Source organism: Geodermatophilus sp. SYSU D00079, assembly GCF_054050635.1.
On the sequence record NZ_JBJGZS010000031.1, the window covers coordinates 15317 to 39137 of the forward strand.

Below are 23821 nucleotides of genomic sequence, written 5' to 3' on the forward strand. Positions count from 1 at the left end.
CTGTCGTCGGTGCGCACCGGGCGCGCCGCGGATGGTGGAGAGAGTGTGCGCCACCCCCGCGCGGGGTGGCAGGTCGTACGGGACGGGCGTCCCGTGGGCCGGCCGGACCCGACAGCCAGCGCTGCCGGGCCCGGCCGGGCTCAGGTGACGGAGGTCAGTCCGCCTGGCCGCTGGCGACCTCTTCCTGCGTCCAGTACTCGGAGTCGATCAGCACCGACTGGATGTCCTCGGCGAAGACCGTCTCGACCGGGAGCAGGTACGAGGGGACGACCTTGACCCCGTTGTCGTAGGTCTCGGTGTCGTTGGCCTCGGGCTCGTTGCCCTCGGCGAACGCCGAGGCGGCTGCGACGGCCTGCTCGGCCAGCAGACGGGTGTCCTTGAAGATCGTGGAGCTCTGGACACCGTCCTGGATCAGCTTGACCGAGGCGATCTCGGCGTCCTGACCGGTGACGACCGGCATCGGCCGCGGCTGCGCGTCCAGCGTCGGGCCGTAGCCGGCGTTCTGCAGGGCGGTGATGATGCCGCGCGAGATGCCGTCGTAGGGCGACAGCACGCCGTTGACGACCGAGCCGTCGTTGTAGGTGGAGGTCAGCAGGTCCTCCATGCGCCGCTGGGCGGTCTCCTGCTGCCACCGCAGGATGGCGGCCTGCTCGATGCTCGTCTGGCCCGACTTCACGACCAGCGTGCCGTCGTCGATCTTCGGCTGCAGGACCGACATGGCGCCGTCCCAGAAGAAGAAGGCGTTGTTGTCGTCCAGCGAGCCGGCGAACAGCTCGATGTTGAACGGCCCGGTGGCGCTGCCCGGGGACCCGTCGGCGTTGAGCACGCCGAGGCCGGTCAGCAGCGCGTTGCCCTGGGCCACGCCGACCTGGAAGTTGTCGAACGTGACGTAGAAGTCGACGTTCTCGCTGTCGCGGATGAGCCGGTCGTAGGCGATGACCGGGATGTTGTTCGACGCCGCGTTCTCCAGCTGGCCCGCGAGCGCGGTGCCGTCGATCGCCGCGACGACGAGGATGTCGGCACCCTCGGTGATCATCTGGTCGATCTGCTGGGACTGGGTGGGGATGTCGTCGTTGGCGTACTGCAGGTCGACGGCGTACCCCTCGGCCTCCAGCTGCTCCTTGACGTTGTTGCCGTCGGCGATCCAGCGCTCGGAGGTCTGGGTCGGCATCGAGACGCCGATCGTCAGGTCCTCCGCGTCGCCGCCGCCACCGGCGCCGCCGCTGCCCCCGGCGCCCTCGCCACCGCAGGCGGCCAGCGAGAGCGCCAGCACCGCGCTCGTGGCGGTCAATCCGAGCCTTGTCCGCACTGCCATCTCCTCCTCGAGACGTCTGCCCGCCGAATGCCCCGGCGCTCAGGCTCGCCCCGGGGCGAGCGCATAAGTGTGAGCGCTAACAACGGCAGCGCGTCAACTCCTGGACGACAAGAAACCGTCACGTTCTCGTAACGTCCAGCTCGTTCGGGTGCACCGTGTCCGGTCGGCGTCGCAGCCCGTCGCGACAGGCATTACCCTCCGGTAACTTCCGGCGCTCCCCGGCCCCGACGCGCGCGTGCCCCGCCCACCGGGGTGGACGGGGCACGGGCCTCGCAGACGAGCCGCCCGACGGGCGGCGCGGTCGTCAGCGCAGGGTGATCTGGCGGGACAGCAGGCCCGCGCGGGCCCGGCGCTCGTCGGCGGTGAGCGGGTCGCTCACCGCCAGCGCCTGCTCCAGCCGCTCCCTGAACTCCCGGGCCGGGCCGGCCCACTCCGCGGCCGGGGTGTCGGCCGGCAGGTCCCACACCGGGACGACGAGGCCGTGGGCGCGGAAGGCGCCGGCGTAGCGGGTGCCCTCCCCGAGGGTGATCTGCTCGGCGGCGCGCAGCCGGGCCAGGGCGTCCAGCAGCGGCTCCTCCGCCTCCGGACGGACCCAGCGCAGGTGCGCCCGCTCGCCGCCGGGCCGCACCCAGTAGGCCGCGCCGAGGTCGGGCAGCAGCTCGGTGGGCAGCACCGCGGCGTTGGCCTGCTCGAGCCCGGCCTGCGCGGCGGGTCCGGCGTCGGTGCCCTCCAGCCAGAAGCCGAAGTCGGGGTGCACGGTGACCTCGAACGGCGCGTCGAGGTCGAGCAGCTCCTGCAGCCGCGGGCCCGCCGAACCGGCGCCGCCGACCGGGCCCGGCTCGACCGGCGCGCCCTTGGGCGCCTCGAGCGCCGCCGCCAGCGCCGTCCCGAGGTCGCGGCTGACGTCGTCGGAGGAGGCCTGCAGCTGGACGCCGAGCAGGATCTCCCCGTTGGCCCGCACCAGCGCCGGCGCACCGCCGGGCAGCACGCTGGCCAGGGTGACCGCGCGGCCGTCGGTGGTCGTCAGCGGCGCGGTCGCCGCGGGCACCAGCTCGCGCAGGGCCACCCAGTGCGGCTCACCGGGCAGCCCCTCGAACGGGCGGGTGACCGGCGGGGCGTAGCCGGAGCCGTGGCAGTGCTTGTACCGGCGGCCGGAGCCGCAGGGGCAGGGCGCCTTGGGGTTGACGCCGCCGTCAGCAGCAGGGGCAGCGGAGCGCTTGCGGGTAGCGGAGCGGGCCATGGGGCAAGGCTATGCGGCCCCCTCGCAGGGGCCCGCCACGAGCCTGCGAGTGGTGGGGGGCGAGGGGGTCCTTTCCCTAGGCTCCGGGGATGACCAGCACCGCCCCCCTGCTCGACCTCACCGACCCCGCCGTCGTCGCCGACCCCTACCCGGCGTTCGCCCGGGCGCGGGCGGCCGCACCGGTCCAGTGGCACGAGGAGCTGGGCCTGTGGCTGGCGTTCACCCACGCGGAGGCCAACGCCGTCCTCCGCGACCGCCGGCTGGGCCGGATCTGGCGGGACAGGGAGCCGGCGGAGCGGTTCGGCGACTTCAACCTCATCCACCGCAACGCCATCCTGGAGATGGAGCCCCCGGACCACACCCGGCTGCGGCGGCTGGTCAGCGCCGCCTTCGCCCGCGGTCACGTGGAGCGGCTGCGGCCGTGGGTGGAGGAGCTGGCCGGGCGGCTGGTCGACGACCTGGTGGCGCGCTCCGGCGGGTCGGAGCCGGTCGACGTGCTCTCGGGCATGGCCGAGCAGCTGCCGGTCGACGTCATCGCCGAGCTGCTGGGCGTGCCGGACGCCGACCGTCCGCTGCTGCGCCCGTGGTCGAACGCCATCGTGAAGATGTACGAGTACGGGCGGACGACGGCCGTCGAGGAGGCCGCCGAGCGGGCCGCCGGCGAGTTCGTCGCCTACCTGCGCGAGCTGGCCGCCGACCGGCGCCGCCACCTCGGCGAGGACCTCGTCAGCCACCTGGTGACCGTGCGCGACACCGAGGGCGACCGGCTCACCGAGGACGAGCTGGTCACCACCTGCATCCTGCTGCTCAACGCCGGCCACGAGGCCACGGTCAACGTCACCGGCAACGGGCTGCTCGCGCTGCTCCGGCACCCCGGCCAGCTGGCCCGGCTCCGGGCGGACCGGGCGCTGCTGCCGACGGCGATCGAGGAGCTCATGCGCTTCGACTCGCCCCTGCAGCTGTTCGAGCGCACCGCCACGGAGGACGTCGAGATCGCCGGGGCGACCGTGCGCGAGGGTCAGAAGATCGCCGCGCTGCTCGGATCGGCCAACCACGACCCCGCCGTCTTCGCCGACCCGGAGACCCTCGACGTGGGCCGCACCGACAACCCGCACATCACCTTCGGCGCCGGCGTCCACTTCTGCATCGGCGCCCCGCTGGCCCGGGTGGAGCTGCAGGCCTCCTTCGGGGCGCTGCTCGACCGCACGTCGCGACTGGAGCTCGGCGGGGAGCCGGCGCGGCGTCCGGAGTTCGTCATCCGCGGCCTCGCGCAGCTGCCGGTGGTCCTCACCCGCTGACCCCGAGGGGCAGAAATGGCCATTTCTGCCCCTCGGGTGGGACCGGTAGAAGGTGAGCGGGGTCACTGGCACGATCGCCACCATGCGTGGGCTGATGCAGGAGTACCCCCTGACCATCGATGCGATCTTCCGGCACGTCGAGCAGCACTACGGCGACGGCACGATCGCCACGGCCGGGCCCGGTGGCATCACCCGGACGACGTACGCGGAGTGGGCGCAGCGGACCCGCAGGCTGGGTGGGGTGCTCGACACCCTGGGCATCAGCGCCGACGGCCGGGTGGGCACGTTCGGGTGGAACAGCCAGCGGCACCTGGAGCTGTACTTCGCCGCGCCGTCCACCGGCCGGGTGCTGCACACGCTGAACATCCGGCTGTTCCCCGAGCAGCTGACCTACATCGCCAACCACGCCGAGGACGAGGTGGTCTTCGTCGACCGCACCGTGCTGCCGCTGCTGTGGCCGCTGGTCGACACGATGAAGACGGTCCGGCACGTGGTGGTCATGGACGACGGCGGCTCCAACGAGATCCCCGACGACCCGCGGGTGCTGGACTACGAGGCGCTGCTGGCCGAGGCGTCGCCGGTCGACTTCCACGTCGACGACGAGTGGCGGGCCGCCTCGATGTGCTACACGTCCGGCACCACGGGCAACCCGAAGGGCGTCGTCTACTCGCACCGCTCCACCTGGCTGCACACCATGGGCGTGATGGCGCCCAACGCCTTCGGCCTGGGCATCCAGGACGTCGCGATGCCGGTCGTGCCGATGTTCCACGCCAACGCCTGGGGCATCGCCCAGGCCGCCCCCGCCGCCGGCGCCTCGCTGGTCATGCCCGGCCCGATGATGCAGCCCGAGGCGCTGGCCGACCTGATCGTGGAGGAGGGCGTCACCTTCACCGCCGGCGTCCCCACGATCTGGCAGGGCGTGCTGCCGCACCTCGCCGGCCGGTCCCACCGGCTGCGGGAGATCGGCTGCGGCGGCTCGGCGGTGCCCAAGGCCCTGTCGGAGGCCTACCGCGAGCAGGTCGGCCTGGCGATCCTGCAGGCGTGGGGCATGACCGAGACCCACCCGGTGGCCTCGTCAGGCATCCTGCCCCGCCGCTACCTGGACGCCGACGAGGAGACCAAGGCCACCCAGCGCGCGCGGGCCGGCATCCCGTTCCTCGGGGTGGAGGCGCGCATCGTCGACGCCGAGACCTTCGAGCCGCAGCCCTGGGACGACCGGGCCACCGGTGAGCTGCAGGTGCGCGGGCCGTGGTGCGCGAAGGACTACTACAACCCCGACGCCGGGGTGGAGCTGTCCACGCCCGACGGCTGGATGCGGACCGGCGACGTCGCCGCGATGGACGAGTACGGCTCGATCCGCATCGCCGACCGCACCAAGGACCTCATCAAGTCCGGCGGCGAGTGGATCAGCTCGGTCGACCTGGAGAACGCGATCATGAGCCACCCGAAGGTGAAGGAGGCCGCGGTCGTCGGCATCCCGCACCCGAAGTGGGACGAGCGTCCGCTGGCCTGCGTCGTCCTCAAGGAGGGCGAGGAGATGACCCCCGACGAGGTGCTCGAACACCTCCGACCGCAGGTGGCCAAGTGGTGGCTGCCCGACGCGGTGACGTTCATCGACGAGGTGCCCAAGACCAGCGTCGGCAAGTTCTCGAAGAAGGACCTCCGCGCCCGCTTCGCCGAGTTCCCCCTGGACAGCTGAGGGAGGCCCCGCCCCCGGGCCCTAGCGCACGAAGGGCGGCTGGCCGGTCTCGCTGACCAGGGGCCGGCCGGCCGCCTCCCACTCGCCCATCCCGCCCCCGACGTTCACCGCGTCGAAGCCGTTGGCGTTCAGCCACGCGGCCACACGCGCCGAGCGCCCGCCGCTGCGGCAGACGACGTACAGCGGGTCGCCCTCGGGCAGGTCGTCGAGCCGGGCCGGCACCTCCCCCATCGCGATGTGCGTCGCGCCCTCGATGTGCCCGTGCACCCACTCGTCGTCCTCCCGGACGTCGAGGACGACGGCGTCCTCGGGCAGCTCGACGGCGGGGACGGTCGGGACCTGCATCGGCATCACGCACCCATGATGCACACGGTCCCGGGGCGCCCGGCTGCGAGGATGGCCGCGATGAGCACCGAGGCGACCACCCCCGTGCGGGACCCGGCGTGGTCCCTGTCCCGCTCCGCGATCGGGTTGTGGGTCACCGAGGGGGTGCTGGGCACGCTCGTCTACGGCGCGCTGGTGGCGGCCTTCGTGCTCTTCGTCCCGGTCGGCGGGCCGGTGCCGGTGCTGCGCTGGGTGCTGCCGGCGCTGGTCGTCGGCTACGCGGTCGTGGCGATCGGCATCCGGCCGTGGTTCCGCCACCGCGTGCACCGGTGGGAGGTCACCGAGGAGGCGGTCTACACCCTCACCGGCTGGCTGACCCGCACCTGGACGCTCGTGCCGGTGTCGCGCATCCAGACCGTCGACGTCACCCGCGGGGTGCTGCAGCAGCTGTTCGGCCTGGCCACCGTCGCGGTGCTCACCGCCTCCAGCCAGGGCACCGTGCGGGTCTGGCACCTGGAGGCCGACGTCGCCGCCCGGGTCGCCGACGACCTCGCCCGCCGCGCCGAACTGGTCCGCGACGAGGCGACGTGACCGCGGTCCCGGCCCCGGCGCCGCCCGCCCGGCGGACCTCGCCGCGGATCGTGGCCGTGCACACCGCCACCTTCCGGCAGGCCCGGCAGCTGGTGCCGGTGCTCATCCCCGTCGCCGCGGTCACCGGCTTCGACGACGGGCTGACCACGGTCGTCGTCCTGGCCGTGGCGATCACCGCGCTGTCGCTGGCGGCCGCCGCCCTCAGCTGGTGGCGGTTCAGCTACGCCGACGGGCCGACGGCGGTCGTCGTGACCCGCGGGCTGCTGGCCCGGTCGGTGCGCACGGTGCCCAACGACCGCATCCGCGGCGTGGAGGTCGAGACGCCGCTGCTGCACCGCGTGTTCGGGCTGGTGCGCGTGCGCATCGACGCCGCGGCCGGGTCGGTGGGCGTCAACGAGGAGGAGGTCGTCGTCGACGGCGTGCCGCGCGCCGAGGGCGACCGGCTGCGGGCGACGCTGCTGGCCCGCCGCGGCACGGCCCCGGAGGGCTCCCCCGCACCGGTCGACGGCGTCGCCGAGGAGGTCCGCGAGGAGGAGTTCGCCCGGTTCGACAACCGCTGGTTGCTGTACGCACCGCTGGTCGGCAGCTACCTCGTCGTCCCGGTGGCCGCCGTCGGCACGCTGTTCCGGTTCCTCGACGAGCTGCCCGACGGGCTCGTCCCCGAGCTCGACGGCCCGGACCTCTCCGACGTCCAGGTCGTCGTGGTCGCGGGCCTGCTCGCGGTCGTGCTGCTGGCCCTCGCGGCGGTGGTCGGCGCCGCACTGGTCAACTGGCGCTTCCGGCTGGTGCGGCGCGGCGGCACGCTGGTCGCCGTCCGCGGACTCTTGACCCGGCGGCACACCGAGCTGGAGGTCGACCGCATCCGCGGCGGCACCCTCAGCGAGGGGCTGGGCATGCGCTGGGTGCGCGCGGCCCGGGTCAACGCGCTGGTCACCGGCCTCGGCCAGGCCAGCCGGCGGGGCCAGCTGCTGCCGCTGGGCCCGCGGGCGGAGGCCGAGGCGCTGCTGCGCCGCCTGGTCGACGACCCCGGCCCGCTGGTCGCCCACCCGCCCGCGGCGCGGCGCCGGCGGATGGTCCGCGCCGTCCTCCCCGGCCTGTTGCTGACCGCCGCCGGGGCCCTGACCACGGCCACCTCCGGCTGGTGGTGGCTGCTGGCCGCGGGTGCCGCACTGACCGTCCTCGGCGTCCCGATGGGCGTCGGCCGCTACCGCGCGCTCGGGCACACGGCGGGTCCCCGCACGTTCAGCGTGCGCAGCGGCTGACTGGTGCGCGAGCAGGCGGTGCTGCAGCGGCGCGCCGTCGTGGGCTGGCAGGTGCGGCAGAGCGTGTTCCAGCGCCGGCAGGGGGTGGCCACGGTCGTGGCCTGCGTCGGGGCGGGCAGCGGTGGGTACGCGGCCGTCGACATGGCCGCCGACGACGTCGCCGGGTTCACCGCGGACGCGTCGTCGGGCACGTGGGCCGCCACCCTCGCCCCCTGACCCCTGTGGGTGCCCGCGCCCACGGTCGCGCAGACCCCGAGGACGAGCCCGGTGTGCCGGGACCACGTCCGCGGCCCGTGCGGCGCGGGGTCCTCTGTCACCGCCCGGCCGGCGGGCCGGCCTCCGGGGCCGACAGCGTGGCGACCAGCCCGGCGGCGGCCGTCGGGTGCCCGTCGGCCAGCAGGCCGGCCGCGGCCAGCACGTACCGCCGGTCCACGAGCACGTCCGCGCCGGCCAGCACGCTGCCCGCTCCCCCGCGGTCGGCGGCCAGCCGCGGGAGCGCGGCGGCCAGCGCATCCGGGGCGGCGTGCCGGAACACCCCGCCGGAGAGGACGACCAGGCCGCAGGTCCGCGCGCCCGCGCCACCCGGGCCGTACGCCGCCTCGGCGCGCAGGTGCCGGCGCAGCGCGATCGTGGCCGCCGCGACGCCCAGGTCCAGCGGGTCGTCGCCGGGCACCGGCACCTCCTCCGCGGCCGCGGCCTCGCGCAGCGCCCCGGCGCTCGCCGCGACGCCGAGGTCGCCCTCCACCGTGCGCCGCGCGGCCGGGACGCCCACCGCCGCCCGGCCCAGCGTCGCCTGCTCGGCATCGGGGTCGGGCACGCAGTGGACGTCGGTGGTCGCGCCGCCGACGTCCACCACGACGACGCCGGGCGCCGGGCCGCCGGACCGGACCCCCGCCAGCACGCCCACCCCCACGAGGACGGCATCGGGGGTCACCGTGCGCACCCACTCCCGCAGCCGCGGGTCGGCCGACAGCCGGTCCCCGCCGATCACGTGCCGGAGGAACACCGCCCGGATCGCCGCGCGGGCCGGCTCGGGCACCAGGCGGCCGATGTCGGGCAGCACGTTGTCGGTCACGGTCACCGGCAGCCCGCCGTCCCGCAGCACCGCGGCCACCTCGTCGCGGACGGCGGCGTTGCCGGCCAGCACGACCGGCACGGTCCGCCGGAGGACCCCGCCGCCCCCCAGCACCCGCCCGCTCGCGCCGGGACCCTGCAGCCCACCGGCCGAGGCGAGGACGGCCGCGTTGTGCCGCAGCACGGAGGCCTCCCCGCCGTCGGTGCCGCCGACCAGCAGGACGACGTCGGGCTCGGCTGCCGCCAGCCGCGCCACGTCCTCGCCGGTCAGTCGCCCGGCCGCCACGTGCACCACGCGGGCACCGGCCGACAGCGCGGCCCGGTGCCCGGCCTCGGCGCTGATCAGCTCCTCGTAGCCGACCACCGCCAGCCGCAGTCCGCCGCCGGCGCTGGAGCACGCGAGCACCGGCGTGGCGGGGAGGCCGGCGGTCGCGGCGAGCACCCCGCGGACGACGTCCGCCCGGTCGGTGGGCGCCTGGGCGGTGGCGACGAGCCGGCCGTCGGGCAGTGCCACCAGCGCGGCCTTGGTCCAGGTCGAGCCGATGTCGACGCAGACGACGCGGCTCATGCCCGGTGCAGCCCGGCCGCGGCCGCACCGGCGGTGAGCGCGTCCAGCCCGAAGGCCTGCACCGGGCCGAGCGCGCCGGCGCCCCGCAGCCCGTGCCCGGCGGCCTGGACGGCCCCCCAGGCGAGCAGCTCGGCGGTCAGGCCGTAGGGCTCCGGGCCGGTCAGCTCCACGCGGCTGACCACCGCGCCGGCGGCGTCCCGGACCTCGGCCACCGTGCGGGTCCGCGCCTCGGCGAGGGTGCGCTCCGACGGCGCCTCCGCCACCCGGGTCCCGACCAGTGCGGCCAGCTGCTGCGCGCCCCGGCGGACCAGGGGCAGCCGCCCGGCGGTGGGCCCGAACGGGGCCAGGGCGTGGGCGACCGGGGTGAGCGCGCCGAACCAGTCCAGGTACACACCGACCGCGCGCAGCCCCGGCGCGAGCCCCGGCAGGGTCAGGTGCTCCGAGCCGCCCACCGACAGGCCGCGGCGGGGCCGCCCGGCCGCCTGGAACCGCCACACCCGCCGGCCGGCCGGCTCCTCCCGCACCCGCCCGCCGGAGAAGGCGAAGCCGGGCTCGAGCAGCACGCCGGCCAGCGAGACGAGGGTGCCGCGGGAGAACGCCCGCCCGGAGGTGCCGTCGACGGCGTACCCGACGTCGACGCGGTCCGCGCGGTCGCCGGCCTCCACCAGCGCCAGCGCGCCGGCGAGCACGCCGGGCACGTGGTCCAGGCCGAAGGCGGGCACCAGGCCGGCGCCGGTGGCCACCGCCCGCGGCCCGGCGTCGTCGAACACCCACCGGACGAACGGCGGCTCGCCGGTGGAGTCGAGGTAGACCGCGCCGGCGTCGACCGCGGCCTCGACCGCCGCGGCCCCGAGCCGCAGGAACGGGCCCACGGTGCTCACCAGCACGTCGCCGGGCCCGAGCAGGGCGCGCACGGACTCCGGGTCGGTGACGTCGGCCCGCGCGGTCGCCAGCCCGCCGAGCCGGTCGGCCAGCGCCGCGAGCCGGACGGGGTCACGCCCGGCGAGCACCGGGCGGGCGCCGCGGGCGGTCATGGCCTCCGCCGTCCGGGACCCGGTGTAGCCGGTCGCACCGAGCAGGACGATCCGCGCGCTCACCGGGCCGACCCTAGCCAGGCGTGTTGATCGAGGTGGTCGGGTAGCGGGGCGCCGATGCACCCTGGACCGGTTGCCTCCCGCAACTCACCGTTGCAGGCCACCGGTGCCCTTCTCCAGGTTCACCCGGCCGGCCAGCGCGGCCGCCTCCACCCGGGTGGCGACGCCGAGGCTGCGCAGCAGGTGGGCCACCAGGCGCTTGGCGGTGCGCTCGGACACGTGCAGCGTGGTGGCGATCTCCATCGTGCTGGCGCCGTCGGCGACCAGCCGCCACAGTCGCCGCTCGTCGGCGGTCAACTGCTCGGCGATGCCCTGCTCGCCGGTCGGGGCGGCGTCCTCGAGCAGCCGGCGCAGCAGGTCCTCCGGCAGCACCGACCAGCCGTCGAGGACGGCGAGCAGGGGCCGCACCAGCGCCTCGGGGTCGGCGGTCTTGGGCAGGAAGCCGGCCGCGCCCGCGCGCAGCGCCTCGATGGCCCCGTCGGCCTCGGCCAAGCCCGACAGTGCGACGACCCGGACCATCGGGTCCGCGCGGCGCACCGCGGCGATCGCCCGCGTCCCGCCCGGCGGCGGCATGTGCAGGTCGATCACGGCGACGTCGGCGTGGTACCGGCGGACCAGCGCAGCCGCCGCCGAGGCGTCATCCGTCGTCCCCACGACCCTCACCCGCCCGTCACTCACCTCGGGCAGCAGCAGAGCCAGCCCGCGGCTGAACAGCGGGTGGTCGTCGACGAGCACGACGTCGACAGGACGGCGCCCAGCCCCGGCGTCGGTCACGCGAGATCTCCCCACGGTCGCTGCGCCCGGCGCGCTGCTGACCGGACCGCACGACGGAGGTGCCCATGACCCTGGCCGCCAACCCCTCGACCGCGCACGCCTGCCCCCGGCTGCTCGCCGACCTGCTCTCCCGTGTCCGCGCCCACCTGCCCCACCGCCGGCCGGAGGTCCCCGACGAGGGGGCGCCGAGTCCCGAGGACGCGGTCGTCCGGGCCCTGTGCCACGACATGCGCAGCCCCCTGGCCTCCCTGGAGGCGGTGCTCGGGTCGCTCGGCCGGGGCGCGAGCGCCTCGGGGCAGGCGGCCGACCCGGCCGAGCTGCTGGAGCTGGCCCGCGCCCAGACCGCCCACCTGTCGTCGATGCTGCGCACCGCGACGGCCACCGGCGGGGCGATCTCCCGCGGCCGGGGGGCCCGCACGCTGGGCGACGTCGTCCGCGTCTCGACCGCCACCGCCGGCCTCCCCCCGGAGCAGCTGACCGTGCGCTTCGAGGCCGGCGCGGAGGACGTCGGGGTCGCCGACGCCCGCGTCCAGCGGATCCTGGTGAACCTGCTGGAGAACGCCCACCGCCACGGGGACGGCGCCCCCGTGCAGCTGGCGGTCACCCGGCGGCCGGGCTGGGTCGACCTCGCCCTCACCCAGGCCGTCGCCCGCCCCGAGCGGCTGATCGGCCACCTCGGCGCCGACCTGCCGCCGCCGGACCTGACCGGCCTGGGTCTGTGGTCGGTGCGACGGCAGAGCCGGGAGCTCGGCGGGCGGGTCGTGTGGGACGTCGGCGGCGGCGCGCTCACGCTGACCGTGCAGCTGCCCGACCGCTGAGGACGCGGCCGCGCACGGCCTCGTCGTCCGGCCGCGCAGGTTGGCACCGGGGGGCCACCGCTCGGCACGGGCGGGCCACCCGGCGCGGGCAGGTCCCTGGTGTCACCGCATCGGCGGTGGTCGCGACGACGCCAGGGAGAACACGCACATGTTCACGCACACCCACGCCCTGCAGTACGAGGCCAAGCCCGACGGCCCCGACCCGGACTTCGCCCGCAAGATGCAGGAGATCCTCGGCGGGCAGTGGGGCGAGATGACCGTCGCCACCCAGTACCTGCTGCAGGGCTGGAACTGCCGGCTGCCCGGCAAGTACAAGGACCTGCTCCTCGCCATCGGCACCGAGGAGCTGGCCCACGTCGAGATGATCGTGACGATGATCGACCGGCTGCTGGACCACATCCCGCTCAAGCCGGACGCCGCCGACCGCACCAAGGAGGCCGCCGCCGGGTACGGGCAGCACAACCCGCAGCACCCGATCGTCAACGGCGCCGGCGCCTCGTACATGGACAGCATGGGCAACCCCTGGACCGGTGCCTACGTCACCGCCAGCGGCAACCTCATGGCCGACTTCATGTACAACGCCACGGCCGAGATGCAGGGCCGGCTGCAGGTGGCCCGGCTCTACAACATGACCGACGACCCCGGCGTCAAGGACATGTTGCGGTTCCTCATCACCCGCGACCACTACCACCAGCAGCAGTGGCTGGCCGCGTGCGAGGAGCTCAAGGACGACGGGCTGGAGGGCATCCCGGTGCCCGAGGCGTTCCCGCTGGAGGAGGAGGTCGGCGACCTCGGCTACACCTTCATCGACGCCTCCGACGGCCCCGACGCCGCCGCCGGTCGCTGGGCGTCCGGCCCGTCGGTCGACGGCCGCGGCCAGTTCTCCGCCCGGCCGATCGAGGCGACCGCCGACGCGCCGATCCTGCCCCCGGGTGACCCGCGGCTGTTCCCGACGCCCCAGCAGCCGGGGCAGTCGATGCTGCAGAAGGCCAAGGACATGCTCAAGTGAGCGTGCTCGCCCCGTCCCGCAGCTGATCCACCCCGTCCTGCGCCGTCGCCGCGCCGGTGGCCGGGTCCTCGACGACCTGGCCGCCGGCCGGCGGGACGCCTCCACCCCCGGAGGAAGCACCGTGCACCTGTCCCTCCCCGCCGTCCTGCTGACGGTGGTCTACGCCGCGGCCGTCGCCGTGGCGGTCACCGCGCCCGGCGAGCACGCCGTGGCCGGTCTCGTCGTCCTCGCCGGCCTGGTCACCCGCTGGGCCGTGCGCCACCGTCGCGCCGGGGTCTCGCCCGCTCCCGTCGCGCCCGCCGTCGACGCCGTCCTGGCGCCCGACACCGCCCCGGCCCGAGCCGCCGCCTGACCGCCGTCCGCCCCGGCAACGCGCGAGGCGCGCGCCCCCCAGGGGACGCGCGCCTCGACCCGGCCGTGGTGACGTGCTGGCACGGCCCCGTCCCGGGCCCCACCGCAACGGCCCCGTGCAGGGTCCCGCCGCGAGTTCGCGAGCGGTGGGGGCACCGGGTCCCGTCAGTGCTGGACGGCCTTCTCCGCGCCGATCCCGGTGAGCGCCCGCACCTCCAGCTCCGCCCACTTCTCCTCGTTGGGCCGCTCCTTGGACAGGACGGTGCCCAGCCAGCCGAGGAAGAACGACAGCGGGATGGAGACCAGGCCCGGGTTGTTGAGCGGGAACCAGGAGAAGTCGACGCCCTGGATCAGCGAGGTGCTCTTGCCGGTCGCCTCGACGATCGGCGCACCGGACACCACCGGCGAGAAGATGATCAGGACGATGCAGGCGATCAGCCCGCCGTACATCGACCACAGCGCGCCCTGGGTGGTGAAGCGCTTCCAGAACAGCGTGTAGAGGATGGTCGGCAGGTTCGCCGAGGCGGCCACGGCGAAGGCCAGCGCCACGAGGAAGGCGATGTTCAGCCCGGCCTGCAGCGCCAGGATGCCCAGCCCGATGGCGATCGCGCCGATGACGACGGCGGTGATGCGGGCGACCCGCACCTCGCCGTTGGGCGGCACGTTGCCCTTCTTGAGCACCGACGCGTAGACGTCGTGCGCGAAGGACGCCGACGCGGTGATGGTCAGGCCCGCGACGACGGCGAGGATCGTGGCGAACGCGACGCCGGCGATGATGCCCAGCAGCACCGTGCCACCGAGCTCGAAGGCCAGCAGCGGCGCCGCGGAGTTCACCCCGCCGGGCGCCGTGGTGATCGTCTCCGGGCCGACCAGCGCGCCCGCGCCGTAGCCGATGACCAGGCTGAACAGGTAGAAGATGCCGATCAGCCAGATCGCCCACACGACCGAGCGCCGGGCGTCCTTCGCCGTCGGCACGGTGTAGAAGCGCATGAGCACGTGCGGCAGGCCCGCCGTCCCGAGGACCAGGGCCAGGCCCAGGGAGACGAAGTCCAGCTTCGAGGTGCTGGTCGCGCCGTACTGCGCACCCGGCGCCAGGACGTCGCGCCCGGCCACCGCGTTGTCCACCGAGCCGCCCAGCAGCGACGACAGGTTGAAGCCGAACTTCGCCAGCACCCACAGCGTCATGACCAGGGCGCCGGCGATGAGCAGCGAGGCCTTGATGATCTGCACGTAGGTCGTGCCGCGCATGCCGCCGACGAGCACGTAGATGATCATCAGCGCGCCCACCAGGACGACGACCAGGGCCTGCGCCGCCTCGCCGGTGACCCCCAGCAGCAGGGTCACCAGACCGCCCGCGCCGGACATCTGCGCCAGCAGGTAGAACAGCGACACCGCCAGCGTGGAGATCGCCGCCGCCGTCCGCACCGGGCCCTGCCGCATGCGGAAGGCCAGGACGTCGGCCATGGTGAACCGGGCGGTGTTGCGCATCAGCTCGGCGACCAGCAGCAGCGCCACCAGCCAGGCGACGAGGAAGCCGATCGAGTAGAGGAAGCCGTCGTAGCCGAAGACGGCGATGGCGCCGGCGATGCCGAGGAACGAGGCCGCTGACAGGTAGTCACCGGCGATGGCCAGCCCGTTCTGGGTGCCGCTGATGTTGCGGCCGGCCGCGTAGTAGTCCGCGGCGCTCTTGTTGGTGCGGCTGGCCCGGAACGTGATGACCAGCGTGACCGCGACGAAGACCGCGAAGATGGAGATGTTGATCGCCGGGTTGCCGATCGTCGCGCTGTCGGCGGCGAGCAGGGTGTCAGCCACGGGGCGCACCCCCGCTCAGCGAGCTGTCCGGGCCGGAGGCGCCGGGCGCGTACTCGTGGTGCTCCAGCCGGTTGCGCATCTCGTCGGCGATGGGGTCGGTCCGCTTGTCCGCGTGCGCGACGTACAGGTGCGTGATGACGAACGTGGTGAGGAACTGCGCCAGGCCCAGCAGGATGCCGAGGTTGACGTTGCCGAACACCCGCGTGGCCATGAAGTCCGGCGCGTAGGTCGACAGCAGCACGTAGAGCAGGTACCAGGCCAGGAACGCCACGGTCATGGGGAAGGCGAACCGCCGGAAACGCCGCTTCAGCTCGGTGAACTCCGGTGAGTTCTGCGCCTGTCGGTACTCCTCCGGCGTGAGCAGCCTGCGTTCTGGTTCTGTCACGGTGTGTCCTCCCCTGTCGGACCAGTGACCAGCGGAAGCGTGATCGGGGTCACTGTAGGCAGCGCACACCCCCGCGTCTCCCCATCGACACCGATCCGTGTCGCACGACCGTCCGACAGGCGTAACGGTGCGGGAACACGCCGACGCTGCAATGGGTCATGGCTGCATCCGGAGGCACGTCGACGGGCTGGTTCCCGGTGGCGCGGGCGAGCGAGGTCGGGACGACGCCGGTGCCGGTGGGCGCCGGTGGGCGGGCGTACGTGGTGGTCCGGCTGCGGCCCGGCGGTGAGGTGAGCGCCTTCCCCGCCCGGTGCCCGCACCGGCTGGTCCCGCTGGCCACGGCCACCGTGAGCGAGGGCCGGCTGCAGTGCCCGTACCACGGGTGGCGGTTCGACGGTGAGGGCCGCTGCACGTCGGTCCCCTCGCTCGGCGGCGACGGCACCCCGCCCCCGCGCGCCGACCTGGCCGTGCCGTGGGCCGTCGACGAGCGGCACGGCTGGATCTGGCTGGCTCCCGAGCGCACCGCCGCCGCCGTCCCGCCGCGGCCCTCCGCCGGCACCGCCGCGGAGCCGGCACCGCCGCCGCCGGAGCCCCGCGGGCCGGTCTTCGGCAACCTCGAACCGGCCCTCGAGCACGCCTGGCACCCGGTGGCGCTGTCCAGCGAGCTGCGCGCCGGCGGCTGGCTGCAGGTCCGGCTGCTCGGCCGCACCTGGCTGCTGCGCCGCACGGAGGAGGGGCTGGAGGCCGATCCCCCGGCGTTCGCGGTGCGCGAGCGGCTCGGCGTCGTCTGGCTGGCACCGGCGCAGCCGCGGGACGTGCCGCTGGAGGTGCCCGAGGACGGCGACCGGCGGTTCGTGAGCACCTGGCTGCCACCGGTGCGCTCGCCCGGACCGGCCGGGCCGCTGGCCGACACCTTCCTCGACGTCGCGCACGCCCCGTTCGTGCACAGCCGGATCGGCGGCCGGCCGGACGACGCCGAGGTCCCGCCGTTCGAGGTGACCCCCGAGCCGGGCGGGTTCCGGGCCGCCCTCGAACGGCCGTACGAGACGCCGCACCACCCGGACGGGATCGACGGCCCGCCGGTCCGGCGCCGGGCCACCTACACCTTCCGGGCCCCGTTCCAGCTGCGGCTGCGGCTGGACTCCCCGGAGACCGGCGCCGTGACGACGGTCCTCTGCCTGCTGCAGCCGGAGGACGCCGACTCGACCCGCGTCTACACCCGGATGCTGCTGTCCGCGGGCCCGGGCGCGCGCCTGCCCTGGCCCGACGACGTCGCCCGCGAGGTCGGCATCCAGCGGCAGGTGCTCGCCGAGGACCTCGCCGTCCAGGCCCTGCTGCCCGGCCGCGGCCTGCCCCTGGACCTGCGCGAGGAGCTGCACGTGCGGGCCGACCGGCTGGGGGTGGCCCTGCGGCAGGCGCTGTGCGACTTCGCCGACGCCGTCCCCCGGCTGCGCGGCGTCGCCTGAGCCCGGGCCCCCGCCACGCTCACTCGGCGGGCAGCAGCTCCCCGCAGTCGGGGCACCGGGTGGGCGGGTCCTCGTCGGCCAGGCGGCCACAGGCGGGGCACACCCGCCGCAGCCAGCAGGCCGGGTCCCCGCCCTCCGGTTCGGCTGCCGGCCCACCGGCGGACGACGGCGTCACGGTGCCCATCGTCGGGCGGGCGTGCCGCAGCGGCAAGGCCGGACGCGCGGCGGGCCGTGGGGACGCCGACCCCTGATCGGCGCCTCGGCGGTCCGCGGGCTGGGATGCTGGCGGTCGTGCCGTCCGCCTCCGCCCGCCGAACCGCCTTCGCCCTCGTCGCCACCCTCGCCGGTCCCGCTGCCTGGGTCGCCCGCGCCGCGTGGGGTCTGCCCACCGCCCTCGGCGCCAGCCGCCGCGAGGTGCGCGCCTACGCCGCGGGCTCCCCGCAGTTCGCCGGCGGCCGGTTCCACAACCGCCTGACCACCCCCCAGCTGCCGCCGGCCAGCGCCCGGCGCGGGCTGCTGCGGCAGATGCACGAGGAGCGGCACACCGGCCTGCCCGCACGGCCGGTGCCGCTGGCGCACCCGGAGCTGCCGGCCGAGGCCGGGGAGCTGGCCGTCACCTGGTTCGGCCACTCCAGCGCACTGGTCGAGGTCGACGGACGCCGGGTGCTGGTCGACCCCGTGTGGGGCGAGCGGGTCTCGCCGTCCCCGCTGCTGGGCCCCACCCGGCTCCACCCGGCGCCGGGGCCGCTGGCCGAGCTCCCCCCGGTGGACGCCGTCCTGGTCTCCCACGACCACTACGACCACCTCGACCTGCCGACGGTGCGCGAGCTGCTGCGCACGCAGACCGCGCCGTTCGTCGTGCCGCTGGGCATCGGCGCGCACCTGCGCGGCTGGGGCGTGCCGGAGGAGCGCATCGTCGAGCTGGACTGGGACGACGCGGCCGAGGTCGCCGGCCTGACGCTGACCTGCACCGAGGCGCGGCACTTCTCCGGCCGGTTCCTCACCCGCGACACCACGCTGTGGGCCTCGTGGGTCGTCGCCGGCCCGCGGCACCGGGTGTTCTTCGGCGGCGACACCGGCTACACCCCGGCCTTCGCCGGCATCGGCGCCCGGCTGGGCCCCTTCGACCTCACGCTGCTGCCGGTCGGCGCCTACAACGACGCCTGGCAGTTCATCCACATGACGCCCGAGGAGGCCGTCCGCGCCCACGGCGACCTCGGTGGCCGGCTGCTCGTGCCGGTCCACTGGGCGACGTTCAACCTCGCCTTCCACCGCTGGGCCGAGCCGGTGCAGCGGCTGTGCGCGGCGGCCCGCCGCTCGGGCGTGGAGGTGGCCGTGCCGCGGCCGGGTGAGCGGGTCGACGTGCTCGCACCGCCGCCGCTGGAGGACTGGTGGACGCCGGTCGGCTCGGCCGTCGACGAGCCGGGCGAGGAGGGCGACGCCGGCGTGGGCAGCTCGGTGCTCGCGCGGGCGGCGTCCTGGCTGGTGGCCCGCCGCCAGTAGCGGCACCCCGTCCGGCGGCGCTCAGGTCAGCAGCCGGGCGACCTCGGGCAGGTCGGCGGCCTCCCGGCGCGGCGTGCCGCCGTCGGGGTCGAGCACGTGCCCGGGCCGCCGCAGCCGGACGACGTCGATGCCGGCGGCCAGCGCACCGCGCACGTCCCGCGCCGACGTCGCCACGTGGGTCAGCCGCCCGCCGGCCCGCTCCCGCGCCCGCCGGTAGAGCTCCGCGGCGGGCTTGTAGGCGCCCAGCCGCTCGGAGGTGAGGACGGCGGCCGGGTCGATCAGGCTGTCGACCAGCGGCGCGACGCGGGTGCGGGCGAAGACGGCGTCGTCCACGTTGGACAGGACGCCGACCGTCGCCACCCGCGCCAGCGCCGCCAGGCCGTCGGGCACGTCGGGCCACAGCGGCCAGTCGGCCACCGAGTCCAGCAGCGCGGTGCAGTCGGCCGCGGCGTCCCGGTCGACGCCCAGCTGCGCGTAGGCGGCGGCAAGCGCGCGGCGGCTGTGCTCGGCGAACGGGACCCAGGTGGGCTCGTCGCGCTGCGAGGTCTTGTTGGCCGCGTCCCAGAGGTCGTAGAGCCGCTCGCCGTCCCCGCCGGTGATCCGCGTCAGCGCGGCCGAGCCGCCCGTGCGGGAGTCCACCAGCGCGCTGAACAGGTCGACGGTGACGAGCACCCGCCCAGTGTGGCCGAGTCGCCCGGTGCCGGCCCCGCACCCCGGGCGACTGCGCTCAGCGCAGCAGCTTGGACAGCCGCCGGTCGGCCAGCGGCTTGCCGCCGGTCTGACAGGTCGGGCAGTACTGCAGCGAGGTGTCGGCGAAGCTCACCTCGCGGACGGTGTCCCCGCACACCGGGCAGGGCAGGCCGGTGCGGGCGTGCACCTGCAACCCCGACCGCTTCTCGCCCTTCATCGTCGCCGCCTGCTGGCCGACCTGGCGCTCCAGCGCGTCGGTGAGCGTGGCCCGCACGGCGTCGTGGAGACGGACCACCTCGTCGTCGCTGAGCTTGTCGGCCATCTTGAACGGCGAGAGCCGGGCGGCGTGCAGTATCTCGTCGGAGTAGGCGTTGCCGATGCCGGCGAGCAGCGTCTGGTCGGTGAGGGCGCCCTTGAGCTGCCCGGAGCGGCCGGCCAGCAGCGCCGCGAACGTCTCCCGGTCGACGGCCAGCGCGTCGGGGCCGAGGCGGGCGATGCCGGGGACCTCGGCCGGGGTCCGGACGACGTGGACCGCCAGCCCCTTGCGGGTGCCGGCCTCGGTGAGGTCGAAGCCGTCGCCGCCCTCCAGGTGCACCCTCACGGCGAGGGGACCCTTGCCCGGCTTGGGCGGGGCGGTCGGCAGCCCGGCGCGCCAGTGCAGCCAGCCGGCCCGGGCCAGGTGGACGACCAGGTGCAGGCCGGAGACGTCGAGGTCGAGGAACTTGCCGTGCCGGGTGACGCCGGTCAGCTCGAGGCCGCCCAGCGCGGACAGCGGCGGGTCGAAGGTCTTGATCGCCTGGACGGCGGCGAGGTCGACCCGCGTCACCACCCGGCCGACGGCGTTCTCACGGAGGAACGCGACCAGGGCCTCCACCTCGGGCAACTCGGGCACCCGGCCATGATCCACCGAACCCGCCACCCGCGCCGTCCGCCGATCGGGTGGCCCCTCGCCGGCCCCTCGCGGGCCGGCGAGGGGCCGGCGCCTGCCTCAGGCGGTGGCGCCGGTGTCCCCGTTCAGCCGCACGGTCGCGCCGGGCTCGTGCCGCGCCTGCTCGGCGACCGCGGCGGCCACCGCGTGGGTGACCTCGGGGTCGAACACGCTCGGGATGATGTAGTTGGCGTTGAGCTGGTCGTCCTTGACCACCGCCGCGATGGCCTCGGCCGCCGCCAGCAGCATCCCGTCGCTGATCTCCCGGGCCCGCGCGTCGAGCAGGCCGCGGAAGACGCCGGGGAAGGCCAGCACGTTGTTGATCTGGTTGGGCAGGTCCGAGCGGCCGGACGCGACGATCGCCGCGTGCTGCCGGGCGCGCACCGGGTCCACCTCGGGGGTGGGGTTGGCCATCGGGAAGACGACCGCGTCCTCGGCCATCCGGGCGAGGTCGTCGACGTCGAGCACGTTGCCGGCGCTGACGCCGATGAACACGTCGGCGCCCTCGAGCGCGTCGGGCAGCTCCCCGCGCACGCAGTCGGGGTTGGTGCGCTCGGCCAGGTCGCGCTTGGCCGGGGAGAGCCGCTCGTCGTCGGGCGAGAGGATGCCCTCGCGGTCCCACACCAGGACGTGCCGGGCGCCGGCCTTGAGCATGAGGTGCACGATCGCCGTCCCGGCGGCACCGCCACCGGCGACCACGATCCGCACGTCCTCGAGCTGCTTGTCGACGACGCGCAGGGCGTTGCGCAGCGCGGCCAGGGCGACGATCGCCGTCCCGTGCTGGTCGTCGTGGAACACCGGGATGTCGAGCTTCTCGCGCAGCCGCGCCTCGATCTCGAAGCAGCGCGGGGCGGCGATGTCCTCGAGGTTGATGCCGCCGAAGCCGGGGGCCAGCAGCTCCACGGTGCGCACGATCTCGTCGACGTCCTGGGTGTCCAGGCAGATCGGCCAGGCGTCGATGTCGGCGAACCGCTTGAACAGGACCGCCTTGCCCTCCATCACCGGCATCGCCGCGCCCGGGCCGATGTCGCCGAGACCGAGGACGGCGGAGCCGTCGGTGACCACGGCGACGGTGTTGCCCTTGATCGTCAGCCGGCGGACGTCGTCGGGGTTCTCCGCCAGCGCCAGGCAGACCCGCGCCACGCCGGGGGTGTAGGCCATCGACAGGTCGTCGCGGGTCTTCAGCGGCACCTTGGAGGCGACCTCCAGCTTGCCGCCCAGGTGCAGCAGGAAGGTCCGGTCGCTGACCTTGCGGACCTTCACCCCGGGGACGGCGCGCAGTGCGTCGACCATCTCCTCGGAGTGCGCGGCGTCGGCGGCCGAGCAGGTCACGTCGACGGTGAGCCCGTCGGAGCGGGAGTCGACGACGTCGATCGCGGTGACCGCGCCACCGGCCGAGCCGACCGCCGTGGCGATCCGGCCGATGGACGCCGGGTCGCCGTCGGCGGTGAGCCGCACGGTGATCGAGTACGAGGCCGAGGTCACCGGCCCGCGGGGCGGCGTCGCCGGCTCGCCGAGGGAGGTGTCGTCGGTGCTGGGCGTGGCTGCGGTGTCGGTGCTCATGGCGGGTGCCATCGTCCCACCCCGCGCGGCGTCCGAGACCCTTGCGGTCACAACGGTCGTGTGGGGTCCAGCACCAGTTCCAGTCCGCCGTCGGCGGCGAGGGCCACCCGCGCCGCGTCGTCCAGGGCCGGGCGGTGCGCCAGGTCGGCCACCGCACGCTCCGGTCCCGCGGGGGAGGCGACCACGACGGCTCAGGACGGCGGCCGCGACACCCGCCCCTCGGCCCGGGCCTTGAGCCCGTCGCAGAACTGGCGGAACGAGGGGTTGAGGTCGGGGGTGGTGCGGCCGAGGACGGCGGCCAGGGGGCCGGTGTGGTCCTCGCGCACGGTGACCACCGTGCCGCCGTCCTCCTGCTCGTCGAGGCGGTAGGTGCGCTCGATGACCGCCAGCCCGAACGGCAGCCCGCCCCGCCAGCGCATGGCCTCGCGGGGCCGGAGCTCGGTGACGGTGACGACGAACGGACGGCTGCGGATCATCGTGGCGTAGAGCGTCAGCCGCTCCCCGAGCGCGACCCGACCCTCCACCCGGTCCACGCCGGAGTCCCAGTCCCGCCAGCTGCCGACGTCGACCAGCAGCGCCCACACCTGGTCCGGGGACGCGTCGATCCGGGCGGTCGCCTCGAAGCTCCTCATCGCTCCCCCTCACCCGGCCCGCACGCCGGTGACCTGCAGGTACGTGTTGGGCACGACGATCCCCGGCCCGCCGCCGCGGGTGGCACTGCCCCACATGTCCGCGAACTCGCGCTCCAGGGCGTCCCGCCCGGCCTCGTCCAGCCGCTGCCACGCCGTGTGCACGGGGCCGAACCAGTCGCGGTAGCGCTGCCACTGCGCCTCGACCGAGGGCGCGGTGAACTCCACGGTGCGCTCGACGTGCTTGACCTGCCACAGCTCCCCGCGGCCGAGGAACGCCTCCACGCCGTCCGGGGTGCCCCACCGCAGGGGGTCCCCGGTGGCGGCCTCCGGGTCGTGGCGGGCCACCAGCGCGAGCAGCCGGCCGCCGGGCGCCTGCGGGAGCCAGGCGGTCAGCCCCAGCCGGCCGCCGGGCCGCAGCACCCGCAGCAGCTCCTGCGCGGCCCGCGCCGGGTCGGCGGCGAACACGACGCCGAAGGTGGAGACCACGACGTCGAACGACGCGTCGGGGAAGGGCAGGTCGCAGGCGTCCGCGGCCTCGGTGGCGAAGGTCAGCCCCTCCACCTCGGCCCGGCGGACGGCGTAGTCGAGCAGCTCGGGGACGATGTCGCTGCAGACGACCTCCGCGTCCCGGCGGGCGGCGGCCAGTGCCGTGTTGCCGGTGCCGCCGGCGACGTCCAGCAGCCGGTCCCCGGGCCGGACGGCGAGGTCGGCGACCAGGTGCTCGCTGGCCGGCACGAGCCGGACCCCGACCTTCTGGTAGTCCCCGGCCGCCCAGACCTCCCGGCTGCGCGCGGGGGTGGAGGCGGTCATGCCCGCAGTGTGCCCCGCACCACAGCCCGGCCGGTAGGGCTCCCCGCGACTCGGCGGCGGCCGCGCGCACCACCGCCCCGGACCGCAGGGCGTCGGCACGTCGTCTCGTCGTCACCGGGACCCCTGACCCAGGCGCGGCGGAGCGTCACCCGGCGGCCGCCCCCCGGCCGCGGCCGCCGCCAGCGCGCGGGCCCACGCCACCAGCCCCTCGACGTCGATGCCGTGCGGCGGGTCCGCGGCGTAGCCCTCGACGTTGCCCGCGCCGCGCTCCAGCAGCGTCGCCGCCCCCTGCAGGTTGCCGCGGGCGGCGTGCGTCAGTCCGACCGCGAGCTGCGCCAGCCCCCGCCACAACCGACGCTCGGCCCCGGGGGCGCTCTTCCAGGCGTCCTCGAGCACCTCGTGGGCGTGGAAGGGACGGCCGGCGTCGAGCAGCCGCTGCGCCTCGGCGAGGGACTCCGCCGGCGGCCGCACCACCCCCTCCGGAGCACGCTCCACCCCCGTCGCGCCGTAGGGCAGGGGACGGCCCAGCGCGTCCCGCGGGCGGGCGTTGCGTGCGCGGCCCTCCCGGTCGCGGTCCCGGTCGGCATCCACCGGCCCATCCTGGCGCGGACGCCT

25 protein-coding genes are annotated in these 23821 nt (G+C 75.6%); 10 read left to right on the forward strand and 15 right to left on the reverse strand.

The annotated features are described in order from the left end of the window. Positions 1-154: 154 nt before the first annotated feature. Both chvE and ACI79E_RS19675 read right to left on the reverse strand, forming a co-directional pair. Positions 155-1291, reverse strand: a complete 1137-nt coding sequence (chvE, locus tag ACI79E_RS19670; RefSeq protein WP_456934260.1) for a multiple monosaccharide ABC transporter substrate-binding protein — start codon at positions 1289-1291, stop codon at positions 155-157. A 328-nt stretch (positions 1292-1619) separates the two neighbouring features. Continuing rightward, on the reverse strand, positions 1620-2555 hold the full coding sequence (locus ACI79E_RS19675) for a DUF5926 family protein (RefSeq protein ID WP_456934261.1): 936 nt from the start codon (positions 2553-2555) through the stop codon (positions 1620-1622). A gap of 89 nt (positions 2556-2644) precedes the next feature. Here ACI79E_RS19675 and ACI79E_RS19680 point away from each other — a divergent pair, with 89 nt between their 5' ends. Then, the gene (locus tag ACI79E_RS19680) at positions 2645-3853 is read left to right on the forward strand and encodes a cytochrome P450 (RefSeq protein ID WP_456934262.1); all 1209 of its coding nucleotides are present in this window, start codon (positions 2645-2647) and stop codon (positions 3851-3853) included. 94 nt (positions 3854-3947) lie between these two features. Continuing rightward, on the forward strand, positions 3948-5552 hold the full coding sequence (locus ACI79E_RS19685; RefSeq protein WP_456934263.1) for a long-chain fatty acid--CoA ligase: 1605 nt from the start codon (positions 3948-3950) through the stop codon (positions 5550-5552). A gap of 21 nt (positions 5553-5573) precedes the next feature. Here ACI79E_RS19685 and ACI79E_RS19690 read toward each other — a convergent pair whose 3' ends face one another. Further along, positions 5574-5903 carry a rhodanese-like domain-containing protein gene (locus ACI79E_RS19690; protein ID WP_456934264.1) on the reverse strand — a complete coding sequence of 110 codons (330 nt, stop codon included), beginning with the start codon at positions 5901-5903 and terminating at the stop codon, positions 5574-5576. Between the two features lie 54 nt (positions 5904-5957). Here ACI79E_RS19690 and ACI79E_RS19695 point away from each other — a divergent pair, with 54 nt between their 5' ends. From ACI79E_RS19695 to ACI79E_RS19705, 3 genes are read left to right on the forward strand one after another with little or no spacing between them, the layout of a single operon-like run. After that, complete coding sequence (locus ACI79E_RS19695; RefSeq protein WP_456934265.1) at positions 5958-6467, forward strand: PH domain-containing protein; 510 nt, start codon at positions 5958-5960, stop codon at positions 6465-6467. Beyond that, a complete protein-coding gene (locus ACI79E_RS19700) occupies positions 6464-7729 on the forward strand; it encodes a PH domain-containing protein (protein WP_456934266.1) in 1266 nt (421 codons plus the stop codon). Before ACI79E_RS19695 ends, ACI79E_RS19700 begins: the two co-directional genes overlap by 4 nt. Before the next feature lie 3 nt (positions 7730-7732). Continuing rightward, positions 7733-7945, forward strand: a complete 213-nt coding sequence (locus tag ACI79E_RS19705; protein ID WP_456934267.1) for a PH domain-containing protein — start codon at positions 7733-7735, stop codon at positions 7943-7945. A 97-nt stretch (positions 7946-8042) separates the two neighbouring features. Here ACI79E_RS19705 and ACI79E_RS19710 read toward each other — a convergent pair whose 3' ends face one another. The 3 genes from ACI79E_RS19710 to ACI79E_RS19720 form a co-directional block, all read right to left on the reverse strand. After that, positions 8043-9371, reverse strand: coding sequence for a glutamate mutase L (locus ACI79E_RS19710; protein WP_456934268.1), 1329 nt, complete (start codon positions 9369-9371; stop codon positions 8043-8045). Further along, positions 9368-10468, reverse strand: a complete 1101-nt coding sequence (locus tag ACI79E_RS19715) for a saccharopine dehydrogenase family protein (protein ID WP_456934269.1) — start codon at positions 10466-10468, stop codon at positions 9368-9370. Before ACI79E_RS19715 ends, ACI79E_RS19710 begins: the two co-directional genes overlap by 4 nt. A gap of 84 nt (positions 10469-10552) precedes the next feature. Beyond that, on the reverse strand, positions 10553-11239 hold the full coding sequence (locus ACI79E_RS19720) for a response regulator (protein ID WP_456934270.1): 687 nt from the start codon (positions 11237-11239) through the stop codon (positions 10553-10555). A gap of 65 nt (positions 11240-11304) precedes the next feature. On the opposite strand from ACI79E_RS19720, the gene ACI79E_RS19725 reads away from it, so the two are divergent. From ACI79E_RS19725 to ACI79E_RS19735, 3 genes are all read left to right on the forward strand, one after another. Next, positions 11305-12057, forward strand: coding sequence for a sensor histidine kinase (locus tag ACI79E_RS19725; protein ID WP_456934271.1), 753 nt, complete (start codon positions 11305-11307; stop codon positions 12055-12057). Between the two features lie 148 nt (positions 12058-12205). Beyond that, complete coding sequence (locus ACI79E_RS19730) at positions 12206-13066, forward strand: manganese catalase family protein (protein WP_456934272.1); 861 nt, start codon at positions 12206-12208, stop codon at positions 13064-13066. 121 nt (positions 13067-13187) lie between these two features. Then, positions 13188-13418 carry a hypothetical protein gene (locus tag ACI79E_RS19735; RefSeq protein WP_456934273.1) on the forward strand — a complete coding sequence of 77 codons (231 nt, stop codon included), beginning with the start codon at positions 13188-13190 and terminating at the stop codon, positions 13416-13418. A gap of 164 nt (positions 13419-13582) precedes the next feature. On the opposite strand, the gene ACI79E_RS19740 is transcribed toward ACI79E_RS19735, so the two are convergent. Both ACI79E_RS19740 and ACI79E_RS19745 read right to left on the reverse strand, forming a co-directional pair. Then, positions 13583-15229 (reverse strand): solute symporter family protein, encoded by a 1647-nt coding sequence (locus ACI79E_RS19740; RefSeq protein WP_456934274.1) that lies wholly within the window; start codon positions 15227-15229, stop codon positions 13583-13585. Beyond that, positions 15222-15614 carry a DUF485 domain-containing protein gene (locus ACI79E_RS19745; RefSeq protein WP_456934275.1) on the reverse strand — a complete coding sequence of 131 codons (393 nt, stop codon included), beginning with the start codon at positions 15612-15614 and terminating at the stop codon, positions 15222-15224. The genes ACI79E_RS19740 and ACI79E_RS19745 overlap by 8 nt, the downstream gene beginning before the upstream one ends. Before the next feature lie 158 nt (positions 15615-15772). Between ACI79E_RS19745 and ACI79E_RS19750 the strand changes: the two genes are divergently transcribed. Continuing rightward, positions 15773-17080: a Rieske 2Fe-2S domain-containing protein gene (locus ACI79E_RS19750; protein ID WP_456934276.1), complete on the forward strand. Its 1308-nt coding sequence runs from the start codon at positions 15773-15775 to the stop codon at positions 17078-17080. 19 nt (positions 17081-17099) lie between these two features. Here ACI79E_RS19750 and ACI79E_RS19755 read toward each other — a convergent pair whose 3' ends face one another. After that, complete coding sequence (locus ACI79E_RS19755) at positions 17100-17255, reverse strand: hypothetical protein (RefSeq protein WP_456934277.1); 156 nt, start codon at positions 17253-17255, stop codon at positions 17100-17102. Between the two features lie 116 nt (positions 17256-17371). Between ACI79E_RS19755 and ACI79E_RS19760 the strand changes: the two genes are divergently transcribed. Further along, positions 17372-18583 carry an MBL fold metallo-hydrolase gene (locus ACI79E_RS19760; protein WP_456934278.1) on the forward strand — a complete coding sequence of 404 codons (1212 nt, stop codon included), beginning with the start codon at positions 17372-17374 and terminating at the stop codon, positions 18581-18583. A gap of 21 nt (positions 18584-18604) precedes the next feature. Here the strand turns inward: ACI79E_RS19760 and ACI79E_RS19765 are convergent, their stop codons facing one another. The 6 genes from ACI79E_RS19765 to ACI79E_RS19790 all read right to left on the reverse strand — a co-directional run bounded on the left by ACI79E_RS19765 (position 18605) and on the right by ACI79E_RS19790 (position 23797). Next, complete coding sequence (locus ACI79E_RS19765; RefSeq protein WP_456934279.1) at positions 18605-19255, reverse strand: haloacid dehalogenase; 651 nt, start codon at positions 19253-19255, stop codon at positions 18605-18607. 55 nt (positions 19256-19310) lie between these two features. Next, a complete protein-coding gene (locus tag ACI79E_RS19770; RefSeq protein ID WP_456934280.1) occupies positions 19311-20165 on the reverse strand; it encodes an Fpg/Nei family DNA glycosylase in 855 nt (284 codons plus the stop codon). 96 nt (positions 20166-20261) lie between these two features. Beyond that, entirely contained in the window at positions 20262-21764 is a 1503-nt protein-coding gene (locus tag ACI79E_RS19775; RefSeq protein WP_456934281.1) for a malic enzyme-like NAD(P)-binding protein, read from the reverse strand. A gap of 191 nt (positions 21765-21955) precedes the next feature. Next, positions 21956-22396 carry an SRPBCC domain-containing protein gene (locus ACI79E_RS19780; RefSeq protein WP_456934282.1) on the reverse strand — a complete coding sequence of 147 codons (441 nt, stop codon included), beginning with the start codon at positions 22394-22396 and terminating at the stop codon, positions 21956-21958. Positions 22397-22405: 9 nt separating this feature from the next. Beyond that, a complete protein-coding gene (locus ACI79E_RS19785) occupies positions 22406-23206 on the reverse strand; it encodes a class I SAM-dependent methyltransferase (protein ID WP_456934283.1) in 801 nt (266 codons plus the stop codon). A gap of 111 nt (positions 23207-23317) precedes the next feature. Beyond that, complete coding sequence (locus ACI79E_RS19790) at positions 23318-23797, reverse strand: DUF309 domain-containing protein (RefSeq protein WP_456934284.1); 480 nt, start codon at positions 23795-23797, stop codon at positions 23318-23320. Positions 23798-23821: the final 24 nt, after the last annotated feature.